Consider the following 13,448-nt stretch of genomic DNA (forward strand, 5'->3'; position numbering starts at 1 on the left):
TTAGCTCAAATACTTACACAGATACGACGTTGGCTCTGCCACCTGCAAGTTAAACTCACTATGACCCGGCACAAAGAAGGTTTCTCCTGATGAGAACACCTGCCAATCAGGCGCACCCGGAATCAACACACGCAGAGCACCTGTAATGACCGTCATCTCTTCCGGTTTATCGGTTGAGAAGGTGTATTCCCCTGCGTCCATTACGCCAATGCTTTGACGCCCAATGCTGCCACTGTCAAAACCAATCGACTTTACTTTACCAGCAAAATACTCATTTACATTCAACATACTATGGCACCTGTATTGAGAAGGGGTTACTGCATATTGGATGAAAAAACCGGTGCTGTCACTGACTTAGTTCACACTGTGAGAGGCCAGCGAAAGTTATCGCCTCAAGCGCTCACTTACTGAACGTTTAGTAGGCGCTAGCGTCGGTAATTAGTGCAATTTGCGACTGGCTCAACGTTAAACGTGCCGCCAACGCTAATTCTTCTAGCTGCTGTAATGACGTCGCGCTTGCAATCGGCGCCGTGATCCCCGGCTGAGCAATCTGCCATGCCAGCGCCACAGCCACCGGAGAAGCATCAACCTCATGAGCCACCTGCTCTAAGGCATCGAGAATACCTAATCCCCGATGATTGAGATATTTCGCCACAATGCCATCGCCACGTGCACTCTTATGCGCATCCTCGGCGCTGCGGTATTTCCCCGATAGGAAGCCGCTCGCCAGTGCATAATAGTTAATGACGCCCAAATGCTCTTTTTGCACGAGAGGAGCCAGTTCGAGCTCAAAGTTCTGGCGGTCATACAGATTATATTCCGGCTGAATTGTCTCATAGCGGGCTAATCCCAGCTCAGCGCTCACCTCCAACGCTTTCGCCAAGCGCTCAGCACTGTAGTTGGAGGCACCAATGGCGCGTACCTTACCCTCTTTGATTAACGCATCGAAAGCATTCATGGTTTCCGCCAACGGCGTATCGCGATCGTCGTCATGAGACTGATAGAGGTCGATATAATCCGTTTTCAGACGGCGTAAAGAAGCTTCTACGGCTTCGCGAATATAACGCGCCGATAGCCCTTTGTGATGTTCCCCCATCGGTTTGCCTACTTTCGTAGCAAGAATAATGTGATCGCGTTTGCCACTTTTCTGTAGCCAGTTACCAATAATCGTTTCAGATTCACCGCCCCTATTTCCCGGCACCCAGGATGAGTAAACATCAGCGGTATCAATGAAGTTCAACTGATGCTCCAACAAAGCATCGAGCAGGCTAAAGGACGTGGCCTGATCGACCGTCCAACCAAACACGTTGCCACCAAATGTCAGGGTAGGTACTCGAATGCCAGAGCGGCCCAGTTCGCGTAGTTTCATTGCAGTCTCCTGTCTTAAGGTTTGTGAAAACGACGTTGATAACGAATACTAATAACACTAATTATTCACTGTGACGAAATACCCTAAATAATTCGAATGGTATGGGCGGCAAGTGAGCTCCCCTCGATGAGCTTACTCTCGTCAGTGATTCGAGTAAGTAAACGTGGCCAACAAAAAGACAACTTGAAGTATGACAGGGTATAGACAAATCAGGCTAATTACAGAAAGGTCTTACGCTCGCTGACCTATCTTCCACATTTCCTTCATTTTTAGATCGAGCCTAAGGCCTAGAATAGTAAACTGTGATGAGTAACTAATTTTTGTGGGTGATTGGGCCACTACGCCCAATATTTATATTTGCGCATAAGCGCGGATATTTCTCTGGAGAATTCTGTCTGCAATGAGTGCTTTCAATAAACCGACCTCCCGTAAACGCCTTTGGTGGGCGATAGCCATTATCGTTGTGGCTGGTGTGATTGTTTGGCGTTACACCAGCAGCGGCAACGCTGACAAACCTGTCGCGGGCGCAGAACAGGCACAGAAAGGCAAAACGGGGGGGAAAGCCGGTGGACGCCGTGGCGGCAGTGGAATGCTCGCACCGGTGCAAGCCTCGGAAACGCGCACGTCCAATGTGCCTAACTACTTAACAGGTTTAGGTACGGTAACCGCTGCAAATACCGTCACCGTCCGTAGTCGCGTTGATGGGCAACTGATGAAAATCCACTTCACCGAAGGCCAGCAGGTGAAAGCAGGAGATTTATTGGCAGAAATCGATCCGCGCCCGTTTCAGGTGCAGTTAGCTCAAGCTCAGGGTCAGCTTGCCAAAGACCAAGCCATTTTAGCTAATGCTCGACGCGATCTAGCGCGTTATCAAAAGCTGAGCAAGACCAATATGGTTTCTCAGCAAGAGTTGGATACTCAGGCATCGTTAGTGACTCAGACTCAGGGCAGCATTGTGGCCGATCAGGGCGCCGTTGACAGCGCCAAACTACAGCTGACCTACAGCCGCATCACCGCACCGATTGATGGACGTGTCGGCTTGAAGCTGGTCGATGAAGGTAACTATATCACCAGCGGTGATACCACCGGCTTAGTGGTGCTTACCCAGACACATCCTATTGATGTGGTTTTCACTCTGCCTGAAAACAATATCGCCAGCATTCAGCAGGCACAAAAAGAAAACGGTAAGTTAGAAGTAGAAGCATGGGACCGCACTAATCAGCACTTACTCACTACCGGCACCTTGCTGAGTATGGATAACCAGATCGACACCAGCACCGGCACCATCAAAATTAAAGCCCGTTTTGATAACCAAGACGACACGTTATTCCCTAATCAGTTTGTTAACGTTCGTTTGAAAGTATCGACTCAAAGCGACGCTGTAGTGGCTCCTGCCGCTGCGGTACAGATGGGAAATGAAGGCAGCTTTGTGTGGGTGCTAAACGATAAAAATCAGGTCAGCAAACACGCCGTGTCCGTAGGCACCCGTGACGCATCAGAAGTGGTGATTACCGGTGGACTTTCTGCCGGTGAGCGAGTGGTTACTGACGGTATCGATCAGCTTACGGAAGGTGCAACCGTTGAGGTCATTGCTCCGCACACAGAAAATGCGGCTCAGACTCAGGCCACTTCCGGTAAAGATAAAGATGTTTCAGCTAAGCAGACCACTGGTAAACAGGACAAGTCATAATGCAACATATGCCTGTCGGTTCTGAAGAGCCTAAAAACGAGATCCCCGCCACCGGCGGGCCTTCTCGCCTGTTTATTCTCCGCCCAGTTGCTACCACGCTGCTAATGGTGGCCATCCTGCTTGCCGGTATTGTGGGTTACCGCTCACTTTCGGTTTCTGCCTTGCCAGAAGTAGACTATCCGACCATTCAAGTTGTAACGCTCTATCCGGGTGCCAGCCCTGACGTGACCACGTCGGCCATTACCGCCCCCTTAGAGCGTCAGTTTGGGCAGATGTCGGGGCTGAAACAGATGGCCTCGCAAAGCTCAGGCGGCGCATCGGTTATCACCTTACAGTTCCAACTCAGCCTGTCACTTGATGTCGCTGAGCAGGAAGTTCAGGCGGCTATTAACGCGGCGACCAATCTTCTTCCTAACGATCTGCCCTATCCGCCGATTTACAGTAAGGTTAACCCTGCCGATCCACCGATCATGACTATCGCCGTCACCTCCGACGCCGTCGCCATGACGCAGGTGGAAGACATGGTGGAAACGCGCATTTCGCAGAAAATTTCGCAGGTCAGCGGCGTTGGCCTCGTCACCCTTTCCGGCGGGCAGCGCCCTGCCGTTCGAGTACGTTTAAATGCACCGGCGGTTGCGGCTTATGGTTTAGACAGTGAAACCATTCGTACTGCCATTGCTAACGCCAACGTTAACTCCGCCAAAGGGAGTTTCGACGGCCCGACGCGCTCGGTTACGCTATCCGCCAACGACCAAATGAAATCGGCGGAAGACTACCGCGATCTGATAGTGGCTTACTCCAACGGTGCGCCGGTGCGTTTAAGCGACGTGGCAACCATTGAGCAAGCGGCAGAAAATACCAAACTGGCAGCGTGGGCAGACAAAAAACCCGCCATTATTTTGAACGTTCAACGCCAGCCAGGCGCTAACGTCATCACCACCGCTGACAGCATTCAGGCGTTACTGCCACAGCTGACGGAAAGTTTACCGAAATCAGTTAAACTCACGGTGTTAACCGATCGTACCGAAACCATTCGTGCCTCCGTTAGCGATGTGCAAACTGAGTTACTGCTCGCCATCGCGCTGGTGGTTATGGTGATTTACCTGTTCCTACGCAACGTTCCGGCCACGATTATCCCCAGCGTCGCCGTGCCGCTATCGTTGGTGGGCACATTCGCTGTCATGTACTTTCTTAATTTTTCGATCAACAACCTCACGCTGATGGCGCTGACCATTGCCACCGGATTCGTGGTGGATGATGCGATTGTGGTGATTGAAAACATCTCCCGCTATATCGAAAAAGGGGAAAAACCGCTCGATGCCGCATTGAAAGGCGCAGGGGAAATCGGTTTTACCATCATCTCGTTAACCTTCTCACTGATCGCCGTACTCATCCCGCTGCTGTTTATGGGCGATATTATTGGCCGTCTATTCCGTGAGTTTGCGGTCACGCTAGCGGTGGCAATCCTCATTTCAGCGGTGGTTTCTCTGACGCTAACGCCAATGATGTGTGCCCGCATGCTCAGCCACGAATCGCTGCGTAAGCAGAACCGTTTCTCCCGCGCCAGCGAACGTTTCTTTGAGCGCGTGATTGCTAAATATGGCGAATGGCTAAAAGTCGTCTTGAATCATCCTATGCTGACGCTAGGCGTTGCGCTCAGCACGCTGGTGTTGACCGTTTTACTGTATATTTTTATCCCTAAAGGATTTTTCCCGATTCAGGATAACGGCCTGATTCAAGGGACTGTGCAGGCTCCACAGTCCGTTTCCTTTAGCGAAATGGCACAGCGCCAGCAAAAACTGGCGGCTGAGATTTTGAAAGATCCTGACGTTGCGAGCCTAAGCTCTTTTATCGGCGTGGATGGCACCAACGCAACGCTAAACAGCGGACGTTTGCAGATCAATCTCAAGCCGTTAGATGAACGCAAAGATCGGGTACAGCAGATCATCCCGCGCCTACAAACTCTGGCCGACAAAATTCCCGGTATTAAGCTGTACCTCCAACCGGTGCAAGATCTCACTATCGATACACAGGTGAGCCGTACCCAGTATCAATTCACGCTGCAGGCCATGTCGTTGGATCAGCTCAGCGCATGGGTGCCAAAGCTGATCGGTGCACTGCAAGAATCCCCCATGCTCAAAGACGTAAGCAGTGACTGGCAAGATCAAGGTCTGGTCGCTTTTGTCAACGTCAATCGCGATACGGCAAGCCGCTTAGGCGTTACCATGGCTGACGTTGACAACGCGCTGTACAACGCTTTCGGTCAACGCCTGATTTCAACTATTTATACTCAGGCTAACCAATATCGCGTGGTTCTAGAACATAATCAGGATCATACCGACGGCTTAACCGCCTTCAACGATTTGTACTTGACCAGTTCAGACGGTAAAAACGTGCCGCTGAACACCATCGCGACCATTGAAGAGCGCTTCGGGCCGCTGTCGATTAACCATGTCGATCAGTTCCCATCAACGACGGTGTCATTTAACGTTGCCGATGGTTACTCGCTAGAGCAAGCGATGAAAACCATCACCAGCACTGAGCAACAGCTTAATATGCCGGTAGATATCACCACCCATTTCCAAGGTGCCACGCTGGCGTTTGAATCTGCCTTGGGTAACACGTTATGGCTGATTGTGGCGGCAATTGTGGCGATGTACATCGTTCTGGGTGTGCTGTATGAAAGCTTTATCCATCCTGTCACCATTCTCTCGACGCTGCCTACCGCCGGTGTGGGGGCGTTGCTGGCGCTGATTATGGCCGGCAGTGAGCTGGATGTGATTGCCATTATCGGCATCATTTTGCTGATTGGTATCGTGAAGAAAAATGCCATCATGATGATCGACTTCGCGCTTGCCGCCGAGCGTGAACAGGGGATGGCACCTTACGATGCAATTTATCAAGCCTGCCTACTGCGCTTCCGCCCTATTCTGATGACGACGCTCGCGGCCTTGCTCGGCGCATTACCGCTGATGCTAAGCACCGGCGTGGGGGCTGAACTGCGCCAACCGCTGGGGATTTGTATGGTCGGCGGCCTAGTGATGAGTCAGGTTCTAACACTGTTTACCACGCCAGTGATTTACCTGCTCTTTGATAAGGTTTCAAGAAACACGCATCCAGCGAAAGATCCACAGGAGAGCACCCAGTGAGATTCTCGCCGTCTAAAGGTTTCTTCGCTTTATTTATCAATCGGCCAGTCGCCACCACGCTGCTGACGCTGGCGATCACCCTGTGCGGGATTTTAGGTTTCAAGCTACTACCTATTGCTCCGCTACCGCAGGTAGATTATCCGGTCATCATGGTGAGCGCCTCTTTGCCGGGTGCATCGCCAGAAACCATGGCGTCGTCGGTGGCCACGCCGTTGGAACGCGCCCTTGGTCGTATTGCGGGTATCAGCGAGATGACGTCCTCCAGTTCGCTGGGGAGCACCCGCATCATTATCCAGTTTGATTTTAATCGCGATATCAACGGTGCCGCACGCGATGTACAGGCCGCCATTAACGCGGCGCAAAGCTTACTGCCATCGGGAATGCCAAGCCGCCCTAGCTATCGTAAGGCGAATCCGTCTGACGCGCCGATTATGATCATGACGCTCACGTCAGACACCTACGATCAGGCAAAGCTTTACGACATTGCCTCGACTCAGCTGGCGCAAAAAATCGCGCAGGTTGACGGCGTAGGCGACGTTTCCGTTGGGGGGAGTTCACTGCCTGCCGTACGCATCGAGCTCAATCCTGAAGCCCTATTTAATCAGGGTGTTTCGCTCGATAACGTACGAACGTCGATTGCCAACGCCAACGTTCGACGTCCACAGGGATCGATTGAAGCGAACGATAAACGTTGGCAGGTGCAAGCTAACGATGAAATTAAAACTGCGCAGGATTACCAGCCGTTAATTATTCATTACAACAACGGCTCGGCGGTACGTTTAAGCGACGTGGCGAACGTGAAGGATTCGGTCGAAAACGTGCGTAATGCCGGCATGACCAACGCCAAACCCGCCATTCTGATCATGATCCGCCGTAGCGCTGATGCCAACATTATTGAAACCGTCGATCGCATACGCGCACAGATCCCCGAGTTTCGTGCGCTGATCCCGGCGTCAATTGATCTGCAGGTGGCACAAGATCGTTCGCCTACGATCCGCGCCTCGCTTGACGAAGTAGAAAGTTCGCTGGCGATCGCCGTGGGATTGGTAATCATGGTGGTGTTCTTGTTCCTGCGTTCGGGCCGCGCCACGCTGATCCCTGCCGTTGCTGTACCGGTTTCATTGATCGGCACCTTTGCCGCTATGTATCTGTGCGATTTTAGCCTGAATAATCTGTCGCTAATGGCGCTCACCATTGCGACCGGTTTTGTCGTGGATGATGCCATCGTCGTGCTGGAAAACATTTCTCGCCACGTTGAGGCAGGAATGAAACCGAAAAAAGCTGCGCTCATCGGCGCACGAGAAGTGGGCTTCACCGTGCTATCGATGAGTCTGTCGTTGATCGCTGTCTTCATTCCATTGCTATTGATGAGCGGGTTGCCGGGACGTCTATTCCGTGAGTTTTCGGTTACACTCTCCGTGGCGATCGGCATTTCACTGGTGGTATCCCTGACATTAACCCCCATGATGTGTGCCTATCTGCTTAAGCAGCGCCCTTCACGCCATCAGGAACGTATTCGTGGCTTCGGCAAGCTGCTGCTGAAACTCCAACAAGGCTATGGCAAAAGTTTACGCTGGGTGCTGGATCACGCACGCTGGGTGCTACTGATCCTGATAGCGACGATTGGGTTAAACGTCTGGCTGTATATTTCCATCCCCAAAACGTTCTTCCCCGAACAGGACGTTGGTCGTTTGATGGGCTTTATTCAAGCTGACCAAAGCATTTCATTTCAGGCAATGCGCGGTAAGCTGCAAGACTTCATGAAAATCGTGCGTAACGATCCAGACGTGGATAACGTGACCGGCTTTACCGGTGGTTCTAGTACTAACAGCGGCATGATGTTTATCTCATTGAAACCATTGAGCGAACGTAAAGATAGCGCCCAACAGGTTATCGCTCGCCTACGTGGAAAACTGGCCAAAGAACCCGGCGCCAATCTGTTTTTAATGGCGGAGCAAGATATTCGCGTTGGTGGCCGTCAGGGAAATGCGAGCTATCAATACACACTGCTCTCCGACGATCTCAGCGAACTGCGCAAGTGGGAACCTAAGATCCGAGCCGCATTTGCCAAGCTGCCCGAACTCGCCGATGTCAGTTCTGACCAGCAGGACAAAGGCTCAGAACTGGCGTTGACCTACGATCGTGAGAGCATGGCGCGGCTGGGTATCAACGTTGCCGACGCTAACAGCTTGCTGAATAACGCCTTCGGCCAACGGCAGATTTCGACTATTTATCAACCACTCAATCAATATCACGTGGTGATGGAGGTCGCGCCGGAGTATACGCAGGATGAAAGTTCGCTAGACAAAATGTTTGTGATCAACAGCGATGGCAAGGCTATTCCACTATCCTATTTTGCTAAGTGGCAACCGGCTAATGCCCCACTGTCGGTTAACCATCAAGGCTTAACCGCGGCCTCAACCATCTCCTTCAACCTGCCAGAAGGCAAGGCGCTGTCAGATGCCTCAGCCGCCATCGAACGCACCATGACGGCATTAGGAGTGCCGAATACGGTACGCGGCACTTTCGCCGGTACTGCTCAGGTCTTTCAGGATACGCAAAATTCGCAGATCGTTTTGATTCTGGCCGCTATCGCAACGGTGTATATCGTGCTTGGCGTATTGTATGAAAGCTATGTGCACCCGCTGACCATTCTGTCGACGCTGCCTTCAGCGGGCGTCGGGGCACTATTAGCATTGGAAATGTTTGGCGCGCCCTTTAGCTTAATTGCCCTGATTGGCATTATGTTATTGATAGGCATAGTGAAAAAGAACGCTATCATGATGGTCGATTTTGCCCTTGATGCCGAACGCAACGGCGGTATGAGCGCACGTGACGCGATATTTCAAGCCAGCTTATTGCGCTTCCGACCAATAATGATGACCACATTGGCGGCGCTGTTTGGCGCTCTGCCGTTAGCATTTAGCAGCGGCGATGGCGCAGAACTGCGTCAGCCGCTGGGGATAACCATTGCGGGTGGTCTGATCATGAGCCAGCTATTAACGCTCTACACGACGCCGGTGGTCTATCTCTATTTTGACCGACTCCGCAGTCGTTTTAGCAAAGTAAAAACGCTGAAACCGCTGCCGAGATAGGCCTCATACAACGGCACATTACCGGACAATTGAGCGGAAAACGGCGGGAGGCATGCCTCTTGCCTAAATTATTGTTTAAACAATCGGAGTTTTATCCATGCCTGAACAATCCGCTTCAGTTCGCTGGCAGCTATGGATTGTCGCCTTTGGCTTCTTCATGCAAACGTTGGATACCACCATCGTTAACACCGCGCTGCCCGCAATGGCAGCCAGCCTCGGTGAAAGTCCGCTGCGCATGCAGTCGGTGGTGGTCGCCTATGTGTTGACCGTGGCGGTAATGCTACCGGCTAGCGGCTGGCTTGCCGATCGGGTGGGAGTAAAACGCGTTTTTTTCAGCGCCATCGTCCTGTTTACGCTCGGATCGCTGTTTTGTGCGCAGGCCGAAACCCTCAACCAATTGCTGATGGCCCGCGTATTACAAGGCGTCGGCGGAGCCATGATGGTTCCAGTGGGGCGTTTGACCGTCATGAAAATTGTGCCGCGCAGCCAATATATGGCAGCGATGACCTTTGTCACCCTCCCCGGCCAAATCGGTCCACTGGTCGGCCCGGCATTAGGTGGTTTTCTGGTGCAATACGCCAGTTGGCACTGGATCTTTCTGATTAACTTACCGGTAGGAATTGTGGGTGCGATCGCCACCCTATGGCTAATGCCTAACTACAGCATGCAAACTCGTCGCTTTGACATTCGAGGTTTTGTCATGCTGGCGATTGGTATGGCGACGCTCACGTTGGCACTCGACGGCCACAAAGGGCTCGGACTAGATACCAGCATGATTTATGGCTTGGTACTTTCTGGCGGAATCGCATTAGCCAGTTATTATTGGCATGCCAAACGCAGCGACGCCCCGCTGTTTAGCCTAGATCTGATGAAAACACCGACCTTTTCACTTGGGCTCAGCGGCAGCTTTCTAGGGCGTATCGGCAGCGGAATGTTGCCCTTCATGACCCCGATATTTCTGCAAATCGGCATGGGGTTCTCGCCGTTCCACGCCGGGCTAATGATGATCCCAATGATTATCGGCAGTATGGGCATGAAGCGTATCGTGGTGCGAGTAGTGAATCAGTTTGGTTATCGGCGCGTATTGGTCTGCGCCACGCTGGCGTTAGCGGCGGTCAGTCTAGCTCTGCCGTTGAGCGCGATGTATATCAGCCTATGGATAATTCCCGTGGTGTTATTTTTCCAAGGCATGATCAATGCCATGCGCTTTTCATCCATGAATACGCTGACCCTCAAAGATTTACCTGATGAACTCGCCAGCAGCGGCAACAGTCTGTTATCGATGATCATGCAACTCTCAATGAGCCTTGGTGTAAGCATTGCCGGTCTGCTGTTGGGCTTGTTCTCTCATCATCAAATCACCGCTGACAGCGCGGCGATCCATCAGGCATTTTTGCTCACTTATGGCTGTATCGCACTGATTATCGCCCTTCCCGCGCTGGTGTTTTTACGTGTACCGGACGATACCTTAGAAAACAACACCCTTGAACGTACCGCGCGTCGCCGCAAGGAGAACTCATGAAGCTTGGCATTACCGGCAAACTGTTTCTTGCCATCTTCTCCACCTGCATTCTGGTGCTGATCACCATGCACTGGGGCGTTCGGGTCAGTTTCGAGCGCGGCTTTATTGACTACATTAAACACGGCAATGAACAACGTGTTCGCCTGCTCGCCGCCGAACTGGAAGAACGCTACGCGCAGGCCGGAAACTGGCGTTTTCTGCGTCATAATGACCGCGTGATTTTCCAGATTATGCATAACATCGAACAAAGTAACGAAGGTAACGATACGCTCCCCCCACACGGCTGGCGCACACCGTTTTGGGTAATTGATAGCCGCAACCGTAAAATGGTGGGACCGCCAGGCGACATTCCGAGTGAAGGCACACGCCAACCCGTGATGTATCAGGGCCAGACCGTGGGTTGGGTCGTCACTACGCCACCCGAACGTTTAACGCGTAATACCGATATTAATTTTGACCTTCAGCAAAGACGTACCAGTTGGATCATTGTGGCGCTAGCGACATTGCTAGCCGCAGCGGTGACATGGGCGCTGTCCCGCAGCATGCTGGCACCGGTAAAACGGTTGGTCAACGCCATGCATAAATTGGCAGCAGGAAATTTCTCGACGCGCGTTGAGGTGGAGTCACGCGACGAATTAGGCAAACTGGCACAGGATTTTAACCAGCTCGCGATTACGCTTGAAAAAAACGAGCATATGCGCCGAGCATTAATGGCGGATGTTTCACACGAACTGCGCACACCGCTGGCGGTGCTGCGTGGAGAATTGGAAGCGATGCAGGATGGTGTGCGCCAGATGACGCAGGATTCGCTCGCGTCGTTGCAAGCCGAAGTAGAAACGTTAACTAAATTGGTCAATGATCTGCACCAGCTCTCTATGTCCGACGCAGGTGCCTTGGCCTATCGCAAACAGCACATTGATGTGATTCATCTGGTTCAGTTGGCTGCCAGTGCATTTCACGATCGTTTTAGCTTAAAAAATATCACGCTCTCGCTCGATTTACCGGAGAAAGCCTGCGTATTTGGTGATCCCGACCGTTTATTGCAACTCTTCAATAATCTCTTCGAAAATAGCCTGCGTTACACTGACGGTAACGGACAATTGCAAGTTAAAGGGCAAATCAGCGACACCGCCCTTCAGCTCTACTGGCAAGATAGCGCCCCCGGTGTGACCGACGAGCAACTTGAAAAGATATTCGAACGTTTTTACCGCGCGGAAGGCTCACGCAACCGCGCCAGCGGCGGCTCAGGCCTCGGCTTATCAATTTGCCAAAATATTGTTGAAGCACATAGCGGCGTAATGGTCGCAGAGCATTCTCCACTGGGAGGCTTAACCATCAGCCTGCAATTGCCGCTTGATACGGAAAACTATAAAAGGTAATGGATATGAACAGTATCACTGGAAGTATGGCCATCGACCCATCAGGGCAACATGTATTGATCGTCGAAGACGAACCCAAGCTAGGTCAGCTCCTCATCGATTATCTCACCGCTGGCGGCTACCAGCCTCATCTATTGGCTGATGGCAACGCGGTGCTGCCGTATGTACATCAAACGCCGCCGGATTTGATTCTGCTTGATTTGATGCTGCCGGGTACCGATGGGCTCACATTATGCCGTGAAATCCGCCGTTTCTCCGACGTCCCTATCGTCATGGTAACCGCAAAAATAGAAGAAATAGACCGCCTATTGGGATTAGAGATTGGCGCAGATGATTACATCTGTAAGCCATATAGCCCGAGAGAAGTCGTCGCTCGCGTGAAAACTATTTTGCGGCGCTGTGTGCGCAGAACCGAAGCCAATGCAGAACCGATGTTAATCATCGATGAAAATCGCTATCAGGCCAGCTTCCAAGATCAACTCCTAGACTTAACGCCCGCCGAATTCAGGCTATTAAAAACGCTGGCAACTCAACCTGGTACGGTACTCTCTCGTGAACAGTTGCTAAACCACCTGTATGACGATTATCGGGTGGTGACCGATCGCACCGTAGACAGTCATATAAAAAATCTGCGCCGCAAACTCGAACAGCTTGAAAACGGCGAGCCGTTTATTCGTTCGGTTTATGGCATCGGTTATCGTTGGGAAGGCACTGCGTGTAAAGTGCTGTAAACGTTAACTCTGGCTCCCGCGTCATCGCGGGAGCACGACGTTTATCTCCCTCGTCCTCTCCTGCAAATATTCAGCCATTGTCTATACTTACCTTGATTTATTTAGCATGAAAAGTATCCATCCTCATTAGCGCAGTTAATTGAATACGGCGATGTAGATTTAAGGAGATACCCATGGCAATCGGCTATTACGAAATTAAAAAAGCGAAGAACGGGCAGTTCCACTTTAATCTGAAAGCAAGCAACGGTGAGATTATTCTCTCCAGCGAGATGTATGCCAGTAAAGCATCCGCCGATAATGGCATCGCCTCAGTGCAGGCTAATTCACCCGACGAAGCACAGTTTGAGATAAAAAATAGCAGCAGCGATCAACCCTATTTTGTTCTCAAAGCGAAAAACCATCAGGTGATCGGCACCAGTGAAATGTATAGCTCTGAGAGCGCCGCCAAGAAAGGGATTCAGTCGGTGGTAAAAAACGGTGCGACAACAGATATTAGGGATTTGACGCACGGGT

At 51.6% G+C, this 13,448-nt stretch carries 9 protein-coding genes; 7 read left to right on the forward strand and 2 right to left on the reverse strand.

Features of this window, described 5'->3' with window-relative positions:
- Both ppnP and RSC70_RS20385 read right to left on the reverse strand, forming a co-directional pair.
- Nucleotides 1–288, reverse strand: a complete 288-nt coding sequence (ppnP, locus tag RSC70_RS20380; protein WP_004091927.1) for a pyrimidine/purine nucleoside phosphorylase — start codon at nt 286–288, stop codon at nt 1–3.
- A gap of 127 nt (nt 289–415) precedes the next feature.
- Nucleotides 416–1,369, reverse strand: coding sequence for an aldo/keto reductase (locus RSC70_RS20385; protein ID WP_061059748.1), 954 nt, complete (start codon nt 1,367–1,369; stop codon nt 416–418).
- A 400-nt stretch (nt 1,370–1,769) separates the two neighbouring features.
- Between RSC70_RS20385 and RSC70_RS20390 the strand changes: the two genes are divergently transcribed.
- The 7 genes from RSC70_RS20390 to RSC70_RS20420 all read left to right on the forward strand — a co-directional run.
- Nucleotides 1,770–3,059, forward strand: coding sequence for an MdtA/MuxA family multidrug efflux RND transporter periplasmic adaptor subunit (locus tag RSC70_RS20390; protein WP_008814179.1), 1,290 nt, complete (start codon nt 1,770–1,772; stop codon nt 3,057–3,059).
- Nucleotides 3,059–6,208, forward strand: a complete 3,150-nt coding sequence (locus RSC70_RS20395) for an MdtB/MuxB family multidrug efflux RND transporter permease subunit (protein ID WP_061059747.1) — start codon at nt 3,059–3,061, stop codon at nt 6,206–6,208. Before RSC70_RS20390 ends, RSC70_RS20395 begins: the two co-directional genes overlap by 1 nt.
- Nucleotides 6,205–9,303, forward strand: coding sequence for a multidrug efflux RND transporter permease subunit MdtC (mdtC, locus tag RSC70_RS20400; RefSeq protein WP_039188109.1), 3,099 nt, complete (start codon nt 6,205–6,207; stop codon nt 9,301–9,303). Before RSC70_RS20395 ends, mdtC begins: the two co-directional genes overlap by 4 nt.
- Before the next feature lie 97 nt (nt 9,304–9,400).
- Entirely contained in the window at nt 9,401–10,825 is a 1,425-nt protein-coding gene (gene mdtD, locus RSC70_RS20405; protein ID WP_061059746.1) for a multidrug transporter subunit MdtD, read from the forward strand.
- Nucleotides 10,822–12,204, forward strand: a complete 1,383-nt coding sequence (gene baeS / locus RSC70_RS20410) for a two-component system sensor histidine kinase BaeS (RefSeq protein ID WP_008814183.1) — start codon at nt 10,822–10,824, stop codon at nt 12,202–12,204. Before mdtD ends, baeS begins: the two co-directional genes overlap by 4 nt.
- 26 nt (nt 12,205–12,230) lie before the next feature.
- Complete coding sequence (baeR, locus tag RSC70_RS20415; protein ID WP_174705394.1) at nt 12,231–12,935, forward strand: two-component system response regulator BaeR; 705 nt, start codon at nt 12,231–12,233, stop codon at nt 12,933–12,935.
- Nucleotides 12,936–13,108: 173 nt separating this feature from the next.
- Nucleotides 13,109–13,448: YegP family protein (locus RSC70_RS20420; RefSeq protein WP_004091895.1), on the forward strand; the 340-nt coding region annotated here is incomplete at its 3' end.

The sequence above is a fragment of the Hafnia sp. genome (assembly GCF_036648275.1).
Classification (GTDB): Bacteria; Pseudomonadota; Gammaproteobacteria; order Enterobacterales; family Enterobacteriaceae; genus Hafnia; species Hafnia alvei.

Coding starts and splice junctions, on each gene's coding strand:
- RSC70_RS20395 (WP_061059747.1), top strand. CDS start 3,059: ATGCAACATATGCCTGTCGGTTCTGAAGAGCCTAAAAACGAGATCCCC.
- RSC70_RS20390 (WP_008814179.1), top strand. CDS start 1,770: ATGAGTGCTTTCAATAAACCGACCTCCCGTAAACGCCTTTGGTGGGCG.
- mdtD (WP_061059746.1), top strand. CDS start 9,401: ATGCCTGAACAATCCGCTTCAGTTCGCTGGCAGCTATGGATTGTCGCC.
- RSC70_RS20385 (WP_061059748.1), bottom strand. CDS start 1,369: ATGAAACTACGCGAACTGGGCCGCTCTGGCATTCGAGTACCTACCCTG.
- ppnP (WP_004091927.1), bottom strand. CDS start 288: ATGTTGAATGTAAATGAGTATTTTGCTGGTAAAGTAAAGTCGATTGGT.
- baeS (WP_008814183.1), top strand. CDS start 10,822: ATGAAGCTTGGCATTACCGGCAAACTGTTTCTTGCCATCTTCTCCACC.
- baeR (WP_174705394.1), top strand. CDS start 12,231: ATGGCCATCGACCCATCAGGGCAACATGTATTGATCGTCGAAGACGAA.